The organism is Shinella sp. OV683 (assembly GCF_057787725.1).
The window spans coordinates 2,454,564-2,473,122 of the sequence record NZ_CM173543.1; the positions used below are offsets into that span (position 1 = coordinate 2,454,564).

The window sequence follows — 18,559 nt, forward strand, 5'->3', positions numbered from 1 at the left end:
AAGACAGAAAGGACGTGGACATGACACAGCTCTTCACACAATATTTTGACACGCTGATCGACCGCCTTGCCAAGGTGCGTGATGAACAGGCCGCCTCCATCGAGAAGGCCGCCGAAATGTGCGCGAAATCGATCGCGGCCGACAAACTCGTTTTCACCTTCGGCACCGGCCACGGCGCTATTCCGGCCCTCGAAAGCTTCCCGCGCACTGGCACGATCGTCGGCTTCCGGCCGATCGTCGAGAGCACGATGATCTCCTTCCATCATGTCTGGGGCGACATGGGCGCGCGGCAATACCGTTTCATCCATGCCCAGGAAGGCTACGGCAAGGCAATCCTCGCCTCGCACCAGCTGGATTCCGCTGACACGATGATCCTGTTTTCGCATTCCGGTATCAATGCCGTGATCATGGACATCGCCATGGAATGCAAGGAGCGCGGCATCGGTGTCATCGCCGTGACCTCGCTTCCACATTCCTCGGTCACGCCATCGCGGCATTCGTCCGGCAAGCGCCTGTTCGAAGTCGCCGATGTCGTCATCGACACCGGCATCCCCAAGGGTGACGCAGCCTTACATATCGATGGGCTCGAGCATCCAGTAGGCGCAAGCTCGACAAGTGTGACGATTGCGATTGCGCATGCCATCGTCTCGACCACTGCTGAAAAGCTGGTCAAGCAAGGCATCACACCGGGCGTCATGGTCAGCCCCAACACGACGAGCAAGGCGGCTGCCAATGCCCAGAACGACGCCAATTACGAAGCCCTCTGGGCTCGTCTGAAAGCGCGGTGATGTGATGGATCGCAAACTTTACATTGATGGCAAATGGCAGGATTCGCTGTCCGGCCAGAGCGCCGAAATCCGTGACCCCGCCACCGGCGACATTGTCGGCACGAGTACCATCGCCGCATCAGCCGATGTCGACAAGGCAGTCGAGGCGGCGACCCGTGCCTTTCCCATGTGGGCAGGCATGCATGCCGACAAGCGCGCGCAGATCATGCATCGCGCCGCCGACCTCATTGCGGAACGGATCGACCAGATCGCTGATCTGCTGACCCGTGAGCAGGGCAAGCCGGTGCCGGATTCCAAGAAGGAAATCGCCTTCGGCATCGAGGTCATCCGCTACTATGCAGAAGAAGGACGCCGGGTACATGGTTCGCTTCGGCCAGGTTCGCGCGCCGACATCCGCAACATCGTCACTTCGCATCCGGTGGGTGTCGTTGCGGGCATCATTCCGTGGAATTACCCGGTCGATCTCTACGCCTGGAAAGTGGCCCCGGTCCTGGCTGCCGGCTGCGTGCTCATCGCCAAGCCGCCACATGAGACGCCGCTGGCCATCGGCATGGTAGTGCAATGCTTTGCGGACGCCGGCCTGCCGGCGGGCGTGCTCAACGACATCCCGGGTACCGGGCCGGAAGTCGGTGCGGCACTCTCAGCGCATAATGGCATCAACATGATCACCGCCACCGCATCCGTGCCGGCCGGCCAGGCGATCATGCGGGCATCGGCGGGTAACCTGAAGCGCATGTCGCTCGAACTGGGCGGCCAATGCCCGTTCGTCGTGCTCGACGATGCCGATCCGGTGGAGGCAGCAGCGGCTGCGGCACGCCGGTCATTCTCGAATATGGGCCAGATCTGCATTGCGGTGAACCGCATCCTGGTTTCCAAGGGCATCCACGAGCGTTTCGTGGAAGCATTGGTCGAGGAAACGCGCAAGATCCAGCTCGGCCATGGCATCAATCCCGGCGTGCTCTACGGCCCCGTTCTGAACGAAAGCGTCCGTACCCGCGTCAAACGCCACATCGATGATGCCGTGACACGTGGCGGCAGACTGCTGACCGGTGGATCGGTGCCGAAAGGCGAGGCCTATGACCGAGGCTTCTTCTTCCAGCCGGCGATCGTCGACGATGTGCCGGATGGCGCGCTGGCGACGACCGAAGAAACGTTTGGCCCGCTCGCCGCGGTTCGGCCGGTTGCCGATGACCGCGAGGCGATCCGCATCGCCAATGCCCTGCCCTTCGGACTTGCAGCTTACGTGTTCTCCGGCGATCTCGAACGCGGCTGGGGTGTCGCCGAGCAGATCGAGGCGGGGGCCGTGGGCGTCAACGTCAATGACACCAGCGAGTTGCAGGCACCGTTCGGCGGCTGGAAGATGAGTGGCGTTGGTCGTGAGCTTGGTTCCGAAGGTCTCGATGCGTTCCTGGAAAAGAAGCACATCAAGCTCAGATTGCGCGACCGTCTGCGCTAGCGCAAACGGTGGCGCACCCGGTGAAATATCCGGGTGGGCTGTCGAAATTCGTCTCCGTCGCGCGTCCTTGTCGGCAATGCTATGTTGCCAACAAAGATGGAGACCACGATGCGATATATGCTGATGTTTTATGCCGACGAATCCATCGGTGCGACGCTTCCCCCCGAGACCATCAAAGACGCGATGGATGCGCTGGGCGCCTGGCATGGCGCGCTGGTCAAGGCCGGCGCTGCCCAGCCCGGCACGATGCACGGCCTGCAGCCAACGAGTTCGGCGACCAAGGTCAGCACCGTTGGCGGCAAGGCCCTGATCCTCGATGGCCCCTACGCCGAGACCCGGGAACAGCTCGGGGGCTTCGCGATTATCGACGTGCCGGATCTTGATGCTGCACTTGCCTGTGCCGCCAAATGCCCGGCCTCGACCTGGGGTACGGTCGAAGTTCGGCCTTTCCATCACATGTCGCCCTGATGGTGGCGGATTCGGCGCAAACTGCGGCGACCGTCGCCCGCCAAAGCTACGGCCGGCTGCTGGCCTGGCTTTCGGCGCGCGACCGCGATGTGGCAGCGGCGGAAGATGCGCTGGCGGACGCCTTTGCCCACGCGCTTGAGACCTGGCCTAGAACCGGCATTCCCGACAATCCCGAGGCTTGGCTGTTCGTCGCCGCCCGCCGGCGATTGATGAGCGCCCATCGGCGACGCCAGACCCGAACTGCGGCAGCAGGCCACCTCAAGCTGATCGCCGAAGAACTCGAGGAGGAGACTGATATGGTCGATGTCCCCGATCGACGGCTGCTATTGATGTTTGCCTGTGCACATCCGGCGATCGACGCCTCGGTACGGCCGGCTTTGATCTTGCAGACGATGCTTGGCTTCAACGCCGAAGAGATTGCGTCGGCGTTCCTGCTGTCGCCTTCCGCGATGGGACAGAGGCTGGTGCGGGCCAAGACCAAGATCCGCGATGCGGGTATTCCCTTTCGCATTCCCGAGCGTGAAGAGCTTCCGGAGCGGCTTGGCGCTGTACTCGACGCTGTTTATGCCGCCTTCACCAGGCACTGGTGCGATCTCGCCGATGACCTGCCGGCCGATTTCGCCAATGAAGCGCTCTATCTTGGGCGGCTCGTCGCCACGATGATGCCGGATCAGCCGGAAGCGCTCGGCATGTTGGCGCTGATGTTACATGCCGAAGCCCGGCGGAAGGCGCGGCGCAGCGGCGACGGCGCTTACGTGCCGCTGGATGAGCAAGATATCGGTCGCTGGGATCATGCCATGATCGACGAGGCCGAGGCATTGCTGGCACGCGCCAACCGGTTGCCGGGTTCGGGACGGTTCCAGATCGAGGCCGCGATCCAGTCGGTGCATGCCGGTCGGCGCAGGAGCGGCAGAACGGACTGGCCTGCGGTGGTTACGCTTTATGAGCATCTTATCGCAATGACCGCCTCGCCCATTGCCATTCTCAATCGGGCTATTGCTTTGTCTCATACGCTTGGACCAACGTCAGCGCTCGCCTCTCTGGAGGCGATCGCCGGCGATGCGCGCATGGCAACCTATCAGCCGTTCTGGGCGGCTCGTGCCCATCTGCTGGCTGAGACCGGGCGATATGACGAGGCGCGCGAGGCCTATGCGACCGCCATCGCGCTCGAACCGGATACCGCCGTCAAATCCTATTTATCCAGTAAAAAGAACGCGATCGGGAACCGATAAGCGCGCTACTCGTTAAAATCCGAACGATTGGCGCAACGCGCTGTAGAGAGGATCCGGGTAAAATGCACCATTATAGTGTAAATCGGACCTTGAGCATGACACAGGTCATCACAGTTTCTGCCGTCACCGCCGCTTATGCGAGCCAGCCCCTGAAGGCCAGCGCACGCGTCAGCGGATCGAGCCCGGCCGAGCGCACATTGCGGCAGCTCAACGAAGAGACCATGCAGGGCGACGACGGTCCGCAGTCGACGATGGACATTGTCGGCACCTCTGCCATGACGCTGTTTTTCCTGACCGCCGGCCAGAAGCGCAGCCAGCAGCAGACCTCGCGCAAGCACGCGGAAGAGGAATATCTCCTCAACAATCTCACAGAGACATCGGCGCCTCCGAAAAAGGAAGAGCCCGAGGAGATCGAGGAGTCGGTGCTGAACGATATGCTCGAGCTGGCGTCGCCGATCCTCGCCCTTCCCGATCTTTCCGACGAAGATCCGTTCCGGTAGAAAAGGCGCAGGCTTTCAGCTGCGCCCTGCCGACAATCACATCTTGTGCTGCATACCGCCCTTGAGATCGACCACCGGGATTTCGATTTCAATGCTGCCTGCCTTCTCGAAGGTCAAGGTGGCCTTGATCTTCTCGCCAGCGGCGAGCGGCTTCTTCACACCCATGAACATCATGTGCAAGCCTCCGGGCTTCATCTCGGTCGTCTTTCCGGCTGGGATCGCCACCCCGTCCGCGAGCTTGCGCATGCGCATGACATCGCCATCCATCTTCATCTCATGGATTTCGACATGATCTGCGCCCGCTGCCGGTTTGACTGAAACGAGGCGGTCATCCGCCTTGCCGGAATTGACGACGGTGACAAAGCCACCACCGACCGGCTGGCCGGGCGTCATGGACTTGATGAAGGCTGCCGTGACTTCGAGATCGCCGATCTTGACCGGTGCAAAGTCCGACGCGCCCATATTCATGTCATGATGGTCATGGCCGTCGGCCGCGGTGAGTGTCACGGTTGGCGCGTGGTTCTTGAGATCGTGCGGGCTTTGGCCTGCAGCTGGGATTTCCGTCCAGGCGGTCTTGCCATCCGTGCCGCAGACCTGTGTGCTGACGAACGGAACCGACGTGCCGGCAGCGATTCCGGAGAACTTTCCAGAGATCGTGAACGTGTCGTAATACTCGTCCGGAAGGTTTCCGTTCTTCCAGCGGATTTCGAGGGGACCTTCGCTGACGGTCTTGCCGTGCAGGTCATAGCTCTTCTGATACTTGCCCTTGATGATCTCGATCTCCCAGCCTGCCTTCGGCTGCGGCTTGGCCGCGATGAAGCCTTCGGGCAGCTTGATCTGGACTTCGGTGGTTGTCTTGCCGTCGCAGCCGTGCGGCACCTGCAGGGTCGCGAGATAATAGCTGTCGGCCGGCGCTTCCGGCACGAGCATTGTGGCGTGGGCGAAGACGGCAGCCGGAAGTGCCGAGAGGATGATGGAGGTGAAAAATCTGGTCTTGAACATGGAATGATACTCTGAACGCACGGCGTCGCGTGCTGGCCTAGCCGCTGATGCGGCATATGATCGTGAAGATATGATCAGGCGTTCAGAGGCGGTCCGCGGCTCTGGCCATGATGGGAAAGGATACGCCTCGCATTGGCATTGCTTTCCGGCCAGACAACATCACCATGCAGTGATGCTTGTGCAACGAGTTCGACTGCGTCCGGCGGCGTGAACAGATGCGCCGTCGACATGATGCAGGTGTCGCAATGCTTGTCATCGGTATGCGACTTGCCATGCTCTTCGCTGGGCAGGCACATGGAAGCAAACGTGCCATCGGGCAGCTGGTATTCCGCGCTGAAGGGGCCGCGTATTGGTCCGGCATCGGCATGGGCGGCAAATCCGAGCATGAAGAGAGCGATCGCGCAGACGATGCGCGTCACAGCAGCTCTCCTGACCCAATGCCTCATGGCGAGATTCCCCGAAACCCACATTTTCCATAGACTACTATTTCAGAACTGCCTAGCCGGATTTTGCGGGCCTTTCGCCGCAGCAATGAGACCCGAGCGACAGAAAGTGTGCCGATCGCGTCACTTGCCCCTTGCCAGCAGCCCTCTCCTGCGGCTATCAAAAAGCAACCCATTGGGAGAATCTGTATCTCCGAATGCAGTGCCGAAGGAGCAACCGCCCCGGAAACTCTCAGGCAAAAGGACCAGTGGGCAGGTAACGGACTCTGGAGAATGGCGTAATCCCTAGGGATGGACGTCTGCCGAAGGGATAGCAATCTCAGGCAAAGGGACAGAGGGGGCTTAAGCATCTGGGTGCCGGTGGCGCCCTGTCTTGAGCGGCGTGTTGACGCCAAACCCGGAGGCCTGTTCGTGAGCGAAGAATCGCTGAAAAAGACCCCACTCCACGCCGTGCATCTTTCCCTGGGTGCCCGCATGGTTCCGTTTGCCGGCTACGATATGCCGGTGCAATATCCGCCTGGTGTGCTCAAGGAGCATCTGGCCACCCGTTCCGCCTGCGGCCTCTTCGATGTCTCGCATATGGGTCAGGTGATCATCCGCCCGAAAACCGGCCGCATCGAAGACGCAGCGTTGGCGCTCGAGCGGCTGATCCCGGTCGATATCGCCGGCCTGAAGCCCGGTCGACAGCGCTATGGCTTATTCACCAACGCAGAAGGCGGCATCCTCGACGACCTGATGGTCTCCAATCGCGGCGATCATTTCTACATGGTCGTCAATGCCGGTTGCAAGGACGCCGACCTCGCCCATATGCAAGCGCATCTCTCCGACACATGCAGCGTCGAAATGCTCGATGATCGTGCACTGGTGGCGCTGCAAGGGCCGCATGCCGAGCAGGTCCTGGCGGAGTTCTGCCCGGAGATCACGTCGATGAAGTTCATGGATGTCGAGGCCGACGACCTGCACGACGTCGAATGCATCATCTCGCGGAGCGGCTATTCCGGCGAGGACGGGTTCGAGATTTCCATTCCCGCCCACAAGGCAGAGCTCGTCGTCAGCCGGTTCCTCGATCATCCCGATTGCGAACCTGTCGGGCTCGGCGCCCGCGACAGCCTGCGGCTCGAGGCCGGTCTCTGCCTCTATGGCAACGATATTGGCACCACGACGACGCCGGTTGAGGCAGCACTTGAATGGGCCATCCAGAAGGTTCGCCGCAAGGGCGGCGCCCGCGCAGGCGGTTTTCCCGGCGCCAGCCGCATTCTCAATGAACTGGAACACGGTGCACCACGTCGTCGCGTCGGCCTGAAGCCTGAGGGCAAGCAGCCGGTGCGTGCGCATGCGCGGCTCTATGCCGACGAGGAGGGCCGCTCCGGGATCGGCGAAGTGACATCGGGCGGCTTCGGCCCAAGCGTCGATGCCCCCGTCTCCATGGGTTACATGCCGACCGAAATGGCCGAGATCGGAACGGGTGTTTTCGCCGATGTGCGTGGCAAATTCCTGCCGATGACCGTCGTCGCCCTGCCCTTCATCACCCCGACATACAAACGCTGAGAGGAACAAAAATGCTGAAATTCACAGAAGAACATGAATGGCTGAAAATCGAGGGTGGCGTTGCGACCGTGGGGATCACCGCACATGCGGCCGAACAGCTCGGCGATCTCGTTTTCATCGAATTGCCGAGGCAGGGCGACAGCTTTTCCAAGAACGAGGACGCGGCAACTGTCGAGAGCGTCAAGGCCGCATCGGACGTCTTTTGTCCGCTGGACGGCGAGATCACCGAGGTCAATGAAGCTGTTGTCGCAGATCCCTCGCTCGTCAATTCCGACCCGATGGGGGCCGGTTGGTTCTTCAAGCTCAAGCTCGCCAATCCGGCCGATGCTGACGGGCTGATGGATGAAGATGCCTATGTCAGGATGATTGCATAATGGCCCTTCCCACCGATTTCACTTTCACCGACTACGATCCCTACAATTTTGCCGACCGCCGGCATATCGGCCCCTCTCCCGACGAGATGGCAGCCATGCTGAAGACTGTGGGTTACCCCAGCCTCGACGCGCTGATCGACGATACGGTGCCGGCCGCGATCCGGCTCAAGACGCCGCTCAAGTGGGAGAAACCGCTGACCGAGCGCGAGGCGCTCGACAAGATGCGCGAGACCGCCAACAAGAACCAGAAACTCGTGTCGCTGATCGGTCAGGGTTATTACGGCACAATCACGCCACCGGTGATCCAGCGAACAATCCTTGAAAATCCCGCCTGGTACACGGCCTATACGCCTTATCAGCCGGAGATCAGCCAGGGCCGGCTGGAGGCGCTGCTCAACTACCAGACCATGATCAGCGACCTGACAGGTCTCGACATCTCCAACGCCTCGCTGCTGGACGAATCCACCGCCGCAGCGGAAGCGATGGCCATGGCACAGCGCGTCGCCAAGTCGAAATCGCTGACCTTCTTTGCCGACGAGAATTGCCATCCGCAGAACATCGCGCTGCTCAAGACCCGCGCCGAGCCGCTCGGCTGGACGGTGATTGTCGGCAACCCCTTCAAGGATCTCGACGCCAACAATGTCTTCGGCGCAATCTTCCAGTATCCCGGCACCCACGGCCATGTCCATGACTTCACCGAGATCATGGGCAAGCTGCACGCAGCGGGCGCAATCGGCATCGTCATCGCCGACCCGCTGGCGCTTTGCCTGCTGAAGTCCCCCGGTGAGATGGGTGCAGATATCGCTGTCGGCACCAGCCAGCGCTTTGGCGTACCTGTGGGCTATGGCGGCCCGCATGCCGCCTACATGGCTGTCAAGGACGAGTGGAAGCGCTCGATGCCGGGCCGTCTGGTCGGCGTGTCGGTGGATTCGCGCGGCAACCGCGCCTACCGCCTGTCGCTACAGACCCGCGAGCAGCATATCCGCCGCGAAAAGGCGACGTCGAACATCTGCACGGCGCAGGTGCTGTTGGCCGTCATGGCCTCGATGTATGCCGTCTTCCATGGACCGCAGGGCTTGAAGGCCATCGCCCAGAGCGTCCATCAGAAGACGGTGCGGCTGGCAAAGGGGCTGGAAAAGCTCGGCTACAAGGTGGAGCCCGACACCTTCTTCGATACCATCACCATCGAGGTCGGCAAGCTGCAGGGCGTGATCCTCAGGGCTGCGGAGGCGGAAGAAGTCAATCTCCGCAAGATCGGCGAGACCCATATCGGCATCTCGCTCGACGAGCGCTCGCGGCCGGTGACACTGGAAGCCGTCTGGCGCGCCTTTGGCGGTGATTTCAAGACGGTTGATTTCGAACCGGACTGGCGCCTGCCCGAGGATATGCTGCGGACTTCGGCCTACCTCACGCATCCGATCTTCCACATGAACCGCGCCGAAAGCGAGATGACCCGCTATATCAGACGGTTGTCGGACCGCGATCTCGCACTCGATCGGTCGATGATTCCGCTCGGTTCGTGCACGATGAAGCTCAACGCGACGGCGGAAATGCTGCCGATCACCTGGCCGGAGTTTGCCGAAATCCATCCTTACGTGCCTGCGCATCAGGCGCAGGGTTACAGGGTGATGCTCGACGATCTCAGCCAGAAGCTCTGCGACATCACCGGCTACGACGCGTTCTCCATGCAGCCGAATTCCGGCGCGCAGGGCGAATATGCCGGGCTGCTGACGATCCGCAACTATCACATCGCACGCGGCCAGGCGCATCGCGATGTCTGCCTGATCCCGACGTCGGCACATGGCACCAATCCCGCCTCGGCACAGATGGCCGGGATGAAGGTCGTGCCGGTCAAGGTCTCCGACAATGGCGACATCGATATCGATGACTTCCGGGCACAGGCGGAGAGACATGCCGACGCGCTCTCCTGCGTGATGATCACCTATCCCTCGACCCACGGGGTTTTCGAGGAGACGGTGCGCGAGATCTGCGACGTCACCCATTCCTTCGGCGGCCAGGTCTATCTCGACGGCGCCAATATGAACGCGATGGTCGGCGTGTCGCGGCCCGGTGACATAGGTTCCGACGTCAGCCACCTCAACCTGCACAAGACGTTCTGCATTCCGCATGGCGGCGGCGGCCCCGGCATGGGGCCGATCGGCGTCAAGGCACATCTCGCGCCGTATCTGCCCGGGCATCCCGAAAGCAACGGCAAGGACGGTGCGGTCTCAGCAGCACCCTTCGGTTCGGCATCGATCCTGCCGATCTCCTGGTCCTATATCCTGATGATGGGTGGCGAAGGCCTGACGCAGGCAACCAAGGTGGCGATCCTCAACGCCAACTATATCGCTGCACGGCTGAAGGGCGCCTATGACGTGCTCTACACCTCGGAGAAGGGTCGCGTGGCGCATGAGTGCATCATCGATACGCGGCCGCTGCAGACGAGCTCTGGCGTGACCGTCGAGGACATCGCCAAGCGGCTGATCGATTGCGGCTTCCACGCCCCGACTATGAGTTGGCCCGTCGCCGGCACGCTGATGATCGAGCCGACGGAATCCGAGACCAAGGCGGAACTCGACCGCTTCTGCGATGCGATGCTGGCGATCCGCGAGGAGACGCGCGCGATCGAATCCGGCGAGATGGATCGGGATAACAACCCGCTGAAGAATGCACCGCATACGGTGCAGGATCTAGTGGGAGAATGGAACCGCCCTTACACGCGCGAACAGGCCTGCTTCCCGCCCGGTGCCTTCCGGGTCGACAAATACTGGCCGCCGGTCAATCGCGTCGACAATGTCTATGGTGACAGGAATCTCGTCTGCTCCTGCCCGCCGGTGACTGACTATCTCGAAGCAGCGGAATAAACCGATGGGAGGCGCCGAAGGATGTCCGGCGCCTCTTCGTCAGCTATAGGCGGGCTTTTCCGCAAATACATGAAAGTATTGCGTTCCGGCTGAGGCCTGCCCGCTGACCTCGGCGCCGTTTTCGTCAAAAATCGAACCTGGAATGATGAATCCCGCCGCTTCGAGCTGGCGGTTAATCTGCTCCGGCGTCGTTGCATAGACCATGATGCCGAAATAGTGGGCGGGATGCAGGTGGATTGCGTGCTCGCCTTCGCGAACCTCATGCAGGCGGTGCTGCCGCGCCCGCCACGCACCCATGGCATAGCGCGCGTAGCGCAGGCCCAGAAGCAGTGGATTGGAGCTGGCCGGCACGACGCTGCGATGGCTGGGGATTTGCTGGAAGCCGGACCAATGACGATGAAATGTCGAAAACAGAAATGCACCGCCCGGTCGAAGGACCCGGTTCACCTCTGCGAGAATGGCAAGGCGCCCCTCAGGATCGACGGAATCGATACCGTTGTAGCTGAAGACGACCAGGTCGATTGAGCGATCCTCGATCTCGGTCAGAGCGCGCGCATCCATGGTCTCGAAACGCAGATCGGGATGATTGGCGCGGGCGATGTCGACCATTTCGGGGGTGTAATCGATGCCGAGATAATTGCCGGCATGTGGCCGCAGCAGGCCAGCCGTCCGGCCGCCGCCGACACCGATATCGAGGAAATGGCCACCGCGATAGCGCGCAAACGCCCGCTCAAAAAGCCGCTGCTCGCCGTCGTCGATATGGCCGCTGATCTGCTTGTAGCCACGTAGCGAGAGCGGCTTGCTCCAGGTGCGGCGATTGATTTCTTCCATGACATGCATTGGCACAGTCCATTCGCGATACAGTAAAAACGGCGAGCCAGATTGGTTGTCGTGGAGGTAGCCATACGCCGCCGGGGCAAAGCTGTAAAATCTCGCGGATTTGCGGTGCGATTCGCGAGCAAGACCACCGTTTCGAAACAGAGTTGTTCTATTTCGGCACTGCAAGAATGCATTGTTTCAGGAATTGTTAGTAATGCTCGCCAGCATCGCTGCCGAGATGATGGCGGCCGATCATGTGCCTGTCATGCAAATCACCTAACCAGCGGGCAGTCCACGTTACGGAACAAAGCCGATGATCCTGCATCACGTCATTCGCCACGCCGGCCTCTCCACGCGACCGGCGATCTTCCTGCACGGATCCGGCGGCGACGAGACCGATCTGATGGAATTGGCCGACAGAATAGCGCCGGGGCGGCCGACAATATTCTTGCGTGGTACTTTGCCTTGGGAGGAAGGCTATGCCTTCTTTCGCCGATATCCCGATCGCGGCCTCGATCTCGTTGATCTCGAGGATCGCGCTGCCGAGATCGGCGTCTTTCTCTCGGCGCTCAAACAGGCGAGAACATTGGCTCTCTCGCCAATTTTGATTGGCTATTCCAATGGTGCTGTTATGGCCGAAGCGCTTCTTCGGATCGTGTCCCCGCGCGTGGTGTAGCTGGGTTTCATAGCCATCGGTGAATTCCGGTAGGGTCGGGTTGCTTAGAGCCAACCTGAAGGACACCACCGATGACCGACGAGATGATGAACCTGCGTTTGCTTGTTGAGAAGAGCGCCGACAGCGATTTGTTGCGCGAGATGATAGGCTTCACGGCCCAACGCCTGATGGAGTTGGAGGTCGGCCATACGACGGGTGCTGCGCATGGAGAGAAGACGCCACTCAGGCTCGCCCAGCGCAATGGCTATCGCGACCGTGATTGGGAAACACGGGCTGGAACGGTGGAGCTTCGCATTCCCAAGCTGCGGACGGGCAGCTATTTCCCGAGCTTCCTGGAGCCGCGCCGAATGGCCGAGAAAGCTCTGACGGCGGTTATCCAGGAAGCCTATATCCAGGGTATCTCGACGCGCTCGGTCGATGACTTGGTCAAAGCCATGGGCATGGGTGGCATCTCCAAAAGCCAGGTGTCACGGCTTTGCGAGGAAATCGATGTCAGGGTCAAGGCTTTCCTCGATCGACCCATCGAAGGCGAATGGCCCTACATCTGGATCGACGCCACCTATCTCAAGGTCCGGCGCGGCGGTCGCATCGTTTCTGTCGCCGTGATTATCGCCGTCGGCGTCAACACCGATGGACGCCGTGAAGTGCTTGGGCTGGAGATCGGCACATCCGAGGCCGAGCCGATCTGGACAGAGTTCCTGCGCAAGCTGACCCGCCGGGGTTTGAGGGGTGTGAAGCTGGTCGTCTCGGATGCCCATGAAAGCATCAAGACCGCCGTCGGCAAGGTGCTCAACGCGACCTGGCAGCGTTGCCGGGTGCACTTCATGCGCAATGCCCTGGCCCATGCCGGAAAGAGCGGGCGGCGCGTCGTATCCGCCTTCATCGCCACGGCGTTCGCTCAGGAGACGCCGGAGGCCGCCAGCACGCAATGGCGCAGCGTCGCCGACCAGATCAGGCCGAAAGTGCCAAAGCTTGCCGCGCTCATGGACGATGCCGAGAACGATGTGCTGGCCTACATGACCTTTCCAAAGCAGCATTGGGCCAAGCTGCATTCGACCAATCCCATCGAGCGCCTCAATGGCGAAATCAAGCGACGAACCGAGGTCGTCGGTATTTTCCCCAACGACGACGCCATCGTCCGTCTCGTCGGTGCGCTATTGCTGGAGCAGAACGACGAATGGGCCGTCCAGCGATCAAGATACATGACACTGGAAACCATCGCCCAAATGAGCGATGATCCACTCATCAACTTGCCTGCCGTGGCACGTTGATATTCCCTCCGGCCCAGACCGGAAGACACCGTGGTTGTCAAAAGCTACACCACGCTACGGGACACGATCCTTCTTCGTCGAATGCCGGGGCGCTTTTCGGGAGCAGTTCTGATGCGTCCGCTGTCGCCGGACCTGGCTAGCGCAGGCATCGATCTATCGGGCAAACCTGTGCTCCTCACCGCGGGCGACAACGACGATCGACGAGCGCCCGATGACGCATCGACATCCGTCGCGCGTTTGCGGGCATTCGGAGCGCAAGCAGAGTTGAAAAACTATCCGACCGGTCATCTGCTTTCATCAGAAGAAACAAGCGACATTGCCAGCTGGCTCGCCGCGCGCTTCGCAGATTGAGCTGAAGACGCTCGGCTTATCCCGCCCGAACCACCGCGTCGCCGCGTGCGGCCAATGCCGAAAGGTCCGCAGCCTTCAGCTCGACGGATTCGCCGCAGCCGCAAGCGGATGTCTGGTTAGGATTGGAAAAGGTGAAGCCCGAACGAAGCGTCGTGGTCTCGAAGCTCATCTCGGTGCCGAGAAGATAGAGCACAGCGGCCGGCTCGACCCAGACCTTGGCGCCATCGCGCTCGATCAGGTCATCCTTGGCATTGGCTTCCGTCACCAGGTTGATGGTGTATTCCATCCCGGCGCATCCGCCCTTCTTGATGCCGACGCGGATTCCCATCGCATCAGAAGCGGAATTTTCGACGATCTCGCGGACGCGCGTTGCCGCCGCATCCGTCATGGTCATGACTGCAAAGCCCATCGGCTCATTCTCCTTCAACAACCGGGTTCAAGGCCCGACGTTTCTGATTCCAATGTAGTCGCAGACGGTTAAACGTTCAATACCAGCCAAGAGCGACCTGGGCTTCTTCGCTCATGCGGTCGGCCGACCACGGCGGATCGAAGGTCATCTCGACCTCCACGCCCATGACGCCCTCGACGGCGCCGACGGCATTTTCGACCCAGCCCGGCATTTCGCCGGCGACCGGGCAGCCCGGCGCGGTCAGCGTCATCAGGACCTTGACCATGCGGTTGTCTTCGATATCGACACGGTAGATCAGGCCGAGTTCATAGATATCGGCCGGAATTTCCGGGTCATAGACCGTCTTCAGCGCCGCGACGATGTCGTCGGACAGGCGGGCGAGTTCATCCGACGGAATGGCCGACTGCACGAGCCCCTCGCGGACGTCGATCTTTTCGGCTTCAGTGCTACTCATCTCTCAAATCCTCTTCAGGCGAAGAACTTGCGGGCGCTTTCCAGCGCATCCACCAGAACATCGACTTCGCCCCGCGTATTGTAAAGTCCAAACGATGCCCTGCATGTGGAGGTCACGCCGAAGCGTTGCAAGAGCGGTTGGGCGCAATGGGTGCCGGCGCGTACCGCCACCCCTGCCCGGTCGATGACCATCGACACGTCGTGGGCGTGGATACCTTCGAGCTCGAAGGAAAAGATACCACCCTTGCCCGGCGCGTTGCCGAATATCTTCAGCGAATTGACGCCGCGCAACCGCTCGGCGGCATAGGCGGCAAGGCCCGCTTCGTGCTCGGCGATCGCGGCGCGACCGATACCTTCCATATAGTCGAGCGCATAGCCCAGCCCGATCGCCTGGACGATCGGTGGCGTGCCGGCCTCGAAACGATGCGGCGGGTCGTTGTAGGTCACAGTATCCACGGTCACTTCGGCGATCATCTCACCGCCACCCTGGAAGGGTCGCATGCTCTTCAGCCGATCCATCTTGCCATAGAGCACGCCGATGCCCGACGGGCCATAGAGCTTGTGGCCGGTCATCACATACCAGTCGCAATCGATATCCCGGACGTCAACCGGCAGGTGAACGGCCCCCTGCGAACCATCGACCAGCACCGGGATGCCGCGCGCATGCGCAATGCGGCAGACTTCCTTGACATTGACGATGGTGCCCAGCGCATTCGACATATGGGTGATGGCGACAAGCTTGGTTTTGTCGGTCAGGCATTTTTCGAAGTCGTCGAGATTGAAAGCGCCATCGTCATCGACCGGCGCCCAGACCAGCTTGGCGCCCTGCCTCTCGCGGACGAAATGCCAGGGTACGATGTTGGAATGGTGCTCCATGATCGAGATGAGGATCTCGTCGTCATTTGCGATATTGGGCATGCCCCAACCATAGGCGACCGTGTTGATCGCCTCGGTCGAGGACTTCGTGAAAATGATCTCGTCTACCGAACCGGCATTGAGGAACCTGCGGACCTTTTCGCGGGCAGCTTCATAGGCATCGGTCGCGGCATTGGACAGGAAATGCAGGCCGCGATGCACATTGGCATATTCGTTGGAGTAGGCGTTCGACACGGCATCGATCACCACCTGCGGCTTCTGGGCCGAGGCGCCATTGTCGAGATAGACGAGCGGCTTGCCATAAACGGTGCGCGACAGGATCGGGAAATCCTTGCGTATCGTTTCGACGTCGTAAGTGCCATTGCCAGACATAGAATTATCTTTCCAATTTCGCTGGGGCAGCCAAGCCCCCTCATCCGGCCCTCCGGGCCACCTTCTCCCCGCTGGGGAGAAGATCAATTTGCGGCGGTGGGTTGCCAATCTACAGCCATCGAAAACTCAACAACCTCGGGACTCAGCAAGTGGCCGCGTACTCCCTCTTCTCCCCAGCGGGGAGAAGGTGGCCCGGAGGGCCGGATGAGGGGGCGACGCGAATGCTAAGCGTGCTTTTCCAGCCAAGCCTGGATAATTGCTTCCAGCGGCTCGATCAGGACCTCGTCTTCCAGCTCTTCCACCGTTTCCTGCACGAAGGCCTGGACCAGCATGCCACGTGCCTGCTTTTCCGGTATGCCGCGCGAGGCGAGATAGAAAAGATGCGTGTGGTCGATATCGGCAACCGTCGCGCCATGGCCGCAAACGACGTCATCGGCGAAGATTTCCAGCTCCGGCTTGGTCGAGAACTCGGCCTCGTCCGACAGCAACAGCGTGTTGCACGACATCTTGGCGTCAGTCTTCTGCGCATCGGGTGCGACCCGGATCTGGCCCTGGAAGATACCCTTGGCCTGATCGAAGATCACGTTGCGCATGATTTCCGTCGACGTCGTGTTGGGCACATTGTGACCGAGCACCAGCGTCACGTCGGTATGGCTGTTGCCGCCGAGCAGGTTGATGCCGCGCAGTGTCAGATCGGAGCCTTCGCCCTCGACATCGATGAAGATGTCCTGGCGTACCAGGCGCCCGCCAGCGTTGAGGACGTAGAGCTTGAGCTTGGCGTCCTTGCCGAAGCGCACGCGGATCTGGCCGAGATGGGTGTCATCTGCGCCCTGCTGCTGGACGACGATCCAGATGATGTCGGCCCCCTCGCCCAGCGTGATGTCACTGACCGCAGACACGAGTGCGGCATCAGTCGCACCGGCAAGATGACGCTCGACAACCGTTGCCTTGGCACCGGCGCCGAAGTTGACCGGAACGCGGGTGTTGACGAAGCCGCCACCCTGCACCAGCTGGATTTCGACCGGCTTGTCGCCTTCAAATCCGTCGGAGAAGTGAACGACATAGCCATCGCTGACAAAGCTGCCATTGAGGCGGGCAATGAGATCGTCACTGCCGCGGACCGAAAGGCCCTTGAGTGCTGAGCCATCGCTCAGCGCTTCCTTGTAGCTCTTGACGCTTGCGCCATCGATTTTGGCGCTGCCATCGGCGACACCGTTGATGAGGGTGAGCACGCTCGAGCCGGCTACAAGCGGCTTTTCCGCAATGACCGAAGCAGACGTCGATGTCGGGATGGTCCGCAGAAGCGAGCGCAGGTCGGTGTAGTGCCAGTTTTCGATACGCCGTGTCGGCAGGCCGTTGGCTTTGATGCCCTGGATCAGCGTCGAGCGCTGCGTGGTGACGGCAGCGTCACCAGGCAGCTGGCCGATCGCACCGCCGAAGGCGTCGAGCAGCGCGGTTTCCGCTGGCGTCAGGGAGATTTGTGGTTGGATGGTCATGTGTTTGAACCCTCGGCCTTACGCCGCCTCGCCGATGATGTCGGCATAGCCGTTGGCTTCCAGCTCATGGGCCAGTTCCTTCGGACCCGACTTGATGATCTGACCCTTGTAAAGCACATGCACCGAGTCCGGCACGATATAGTCGAGCAGGCGCTGGTAGTGGGTGATGACGATGATGGCGCGATCAGGCGAGCGCAGCGCATTGACGCCGTCGGCGACGATTTTCAGCGCATCGATGTCGAGACCGGAATCGGTTTCGTCGAGAACGCAAAGCGACGGCTGCAGCAGCGCCATCTGCAGGATCTCGGCGCGCTTCTTCTCGCCGCCGGAAAAGCCGACATTCAGCGGGCGCTTCAACATGTCCATGTCGATCTGCAATTCGCCGGCTTCGGCCTTGACGCGCTTGATGAATTCGGGCGTCGTCAGTTCGGCTTCGCCGCGCGCCTTGCGCTGCTCGTTCATCGCCACCTTAAGAAACTGCATCGTGGCAACGCCCGGGATTTCCACCGGGTACTGGAAGGCGAGGAAAATGCCCTTGGAGGCCCGCTCGGCCGGATCGAGTTCGAGAATGCTCTCGCCATTGAACAGGATGTCACCTTCGGTGACTTCGTAGTCCTCGCGGCCGGAAAGGATATAGGACAGCGTCGACTTGCCCGAGCCGTTGGGGCCCATGATAGCAGCAACTTCGCCAGCCTTGACCGTCAGGTTCAGGCCACGAATGATCTCGGTACCGTCCTCGGCGATGCGGGCATGCAGATTTCTGATTTCAAGCATTTCGTTTTTCCTGTTCATATAGCGGGTTTCAAGGACCCGCATACTTATTCAACTGTCTCTGGGCCACGCACGTCGACGATGACCGCTACTCATCACGCGCCGTCCGCCCATAAACCGGAAACCAACGCTCGCTTTTTTGCCTCAAGCTTGCCCATTCCCCAAACCCAGGCGGTCAAGCGAGATATTCCTATTATGCTCAGCCCGCGTTCTTTGTTCGCGCGGAAGAAGATGTCTAACTCTCTGTCAGTCACCACATAGCCACGCGCCTCGGCTAGAACCATCCCTGTCGCGGCGCGCAGAGCCTTAATAATCTCGCCGGGTCGATCACCAAACTCTGTAAGCCGACGAACAAATGTTTCGGGCGCTTCACCCTCAATCATTCGCCAC

Annotated in this window: 20 protein-coding genes and 1 riboswitch; of the genes, 11 read left to right on the top strand and 9 right to left on the bottom strand. The window is 60.8% G+C overall.

The features are described from left to right. Positions 1-20: 20 nt before the first annotated feature. From ACXHRN_RS11695 to ACXHRN_RS11715, 5 genes are all read left to right on the top strand, one after another. On the top strand, positions 21-788 hold the full coding sequence (locus ACXHRN_RS11695; protein ID WP_488641483.1) for a sugar isomerase domain-containing protein: 768 nt from the start codon (positions 21-23) through the stop codon (positions 786-788). Positions 789-792: 4 nt separating this feature from the next. After that, entirely contained in the window at positions 793-2,244 is a 1,452-nt protein-coding gene (locus ACXHRN_RS11700; RefSeq protein WP_488641484.1) for an aldehyde dehydrogenase family protein, read from the top strand. Between the two features lie 108 nt (positions 2,245-2,352). Beyond that, positions 2,353-2,712: a YciI family protein gene (locus ACXHRN_RS11705; RefSeq protein ID WP_488641485.1), complete on the top strand. Its 360-nt coding sequence runs from the start codon at positions 2,353-2,355 to the stop codon at positions 2,710-2,712. Further along, positions 2,712-3,944, top strand: a complete 1,233-nt coding sequence (locus ACXHRN_RS11710) for an RNA polymerase sigma factor (protein WP_488641486.1) — start codon at positions 2,712-2,714, stop codon at positions 3,942-3,944. The genes ACXHRN_RS11705 and ACXHRN_RS11710 overlap by 1 nt, the downstream gene beginning before the upstream one ends. A gap of 95 nt (positions 3,945-4,039) precedes the next feature. Continuing rightward, entirely contained in the window at positions 4,040-4,444 is a 405-nt protein-coding gene (locus tag ACXHRN_RS11715; protein WP_488641487.1) for a hypothetical protein, read from the top strand. A gap of 36 nt (positions 4,445-4,480) precedes the next feature. On the opposite strand, the gene ACXHRN_RS11720 is transcribed toward ACXHRN_RS11715, so the two are convergent. Then, positions 4,481-5,446 carry a copper chaperone PCu(A)C domain-containing protein gene (locus tag ACXHRN_RS11720; protein WP_488641488.1) on the bottom strand — a complete coding sequence of 322 codons (966 nt, stop codon included), beginning with the start codon at positions 5,444-5,446 and terminating at the stop codon, positions 4,481-4,483. A gap of 74 nt (positions 5,447-5,520) precedes the next feature. Next, on the bottom strand, positions 5,521-5,865 hold the full coding sequence (locus ACXHRN_RS11725; RefSeq protein ID WP_488641489.1) for a hypothetical protein: 345 nt from the start codon (positions 5,863-5,865) through the stop codon (positions 5,521-5,523). A 190-nt stretch (positions 5,866-6,055) separates the two neighbouring features. Further along, positions 6,056-6,147, top strand: a riboswitch (glycine riboswitch). Between the two features lie 153 nt (positions 6,148-6,300). Between ACXHRN_RS11725 and gcvT the strand changes: the two genes are divergently transcribed. The 3 genes from gcvT to gcvP are packed head-to-tail and all read left to right on the top strand — an operon-like array spanning position 6,301 to position 10,675. Next, positions 6,301-7,437, top strand: a complete 1,137-nt coding sequence (gene gcvT / locus ACXHRN_RS11730) for a glycine cleavage system aminomethyltransferase GcvT (RefSeq protein ID WP_488641490.1) — start codon at positions 6,301-6,303, stop codon at positions 7,435-7,437. Positions 7,438-7,448: 11 nt separating this feature from the next. Continuing rightward, positions 7,449-7,811, top strand: a complete 363-nt coding sequence (gene gcvH / locus ACXHRN_RS11735) for a glycine cleavage system protein GcvH (protein ID WP_488641491.1) — start codon at positions 7,449-7,451, stop codon at positions 7,809-7,811. Further along, complete coding sequence (gene gcvP / locus ACXHRN_RS11740) at positions 7,811-10,675, top strand: aminomethyl-transferring glycine dehydrogenase (RefSeq protein WP_488641492.1); 2,865 nt, start codon at positions 7,811-7,813, stop codon at positions 10,673-10,675. The genes gcvH and gcvP overlap by 1 nt, the downstream gene beginning before the upstream one ends. Positions 10,676-10,714: 39 nt before the next feature. On the opposite strand, the gene ACXHRN_RS11745 is transcribed toward gcvP, so the two are convergent. Continuing rightward, entirely contained in the window at positions 10,715-11,515 is an 801-nt protein-coding gene (locus tag ACXHRN_RS11745) for a class I SAM-dependent methyltransferase (RefSeq protein WP_488641493.1), read from the bottom strand. Positions 11,516-11,807: 292 nt separating this feature from the next. Between ACXHRN_RS11745 and ACXHRN_RS11750 the strand changes: the two genes are divergently transcribed. The 3 genes from ACXHRN_RS11750 to ACXHRN_RS11760 all read left to right on the top strand — a co-directional run bounded on the left by ACXHRN_RS11750 (position 11,808) and on the right by ACXHRN_RS11760 (position 13,792). Beyond that, positions 11,808-12,170, top strand: a complete 363-nt coding sequence (locus ACXHRN_RS11750) for an alpha/beta hydrolase (RefSeq protein WP_488641494.1) — start codon at positions 11,808-11,810, stop codon at positions 12,168-12,170. 71 nt (positions 12,171-12,241) lie between these two features. Further along, a complete protein-coding gene (locus tag ACXHRN_RS11755) occupies positions 12,242-13,441 on the top strand; it encodes an IS256 family transposase (protein WP_488638174.1) in 1,200 nt (399 codons plus the stop codon). 111 nt (positions 13,442-13,552) lie between these two features. Further along, positions 13,553-13,792, top strand: a complete 240-nt coding sequence (locus tag ACXHRN_RS11760) for an alpha/beta hydrolase (protein ID WP_488641495.1) — start codon at positions 13,553-13,555, stop codon at positions 13,790-13,792. Positions 13,793-13,808: 16 nt separating this feature from the next. On the opposite strand, the gene sufA is transcribed toward ACXHRN_RS11760, so the two are convergent. The 6 genes from sufA to ACXHRN_RS11790 form a co-directional block, all read right to left on the bottom strand. Continuing rightward, complete coding sequence (sufA, locus tag ACXHRN_RS11765; RefSeq protein WP_488641496.1) at positions 13,809-14,201, bottom strand: Fe-S cluster assembly scaffold SufA; 393 nt, start codon at positions 14,199-14,201, stop codon at positions 13,809-13,811. Between the two features lie 76 nt (positions 14,202-14,277). Beyond that, entirely contained in the window at positions 14,278-14,655 is a 378-nt protein-coding gene (locus tag ACXHRN_RS11770; protein ID WP_488641497.1) for an SUF system Fe-S cluster assembly protein, read from the bottom strand. A gap of 14 nt (positions 14,656-14,669) precedes the next feature. Next, on the bottom strand, positions 14,670-15,902 hold the full coding sequence (locus ACXHRN_RS11775; RefSeq protein WP_488641498.1) for a cysteine desulfurase: 1,233 nt from the start codon (positions 15,900-15,902) through the stop codon (positions 14,670-14,672). A 224-nt stretch (positions 15,903-16,126) separates the two neighbouring features. Next, complete coding sequence (gene sufD / locus ACXHRN_RS11780) at positions 16,127-17,398, bottom strand: Fe-S cluster assembly protein SufD (RefSeq protein ID WP_488641499.1); 1,272 nt, start codon at positions 17,396-17,398, stop codon at positions 16,127-16,129. Between the two features lie 18 nt (positions 17,399-17,416). Continuing rightward, a complete protein-coding gene (gene sufC, locus ACXHRN_RS11785) occupies positions 17,417-18,172 on the bottom strand; it encodes a Fe-S cluster assembly ATPase SufC (protein WP_488641500.1) in 756 nt (251 codons plus the stop codon). Positions 18,173-18,264: 92 nt separating this feature from the next. Then, the gene (locus tag ACXHRN_RS11790; RefSeq protein WP_488641501.1) at positions 18,265-18,552 is read right to left on the bottom strand and encodes a hypothetical protein; all 288 of its coding nucleotides are present in this window, start codon (positions 18,550-18,552) and stop codon (positions 18,265-18,267) included. Positions 18,553-18,559 lie beyond the last annotated feature (7 nt).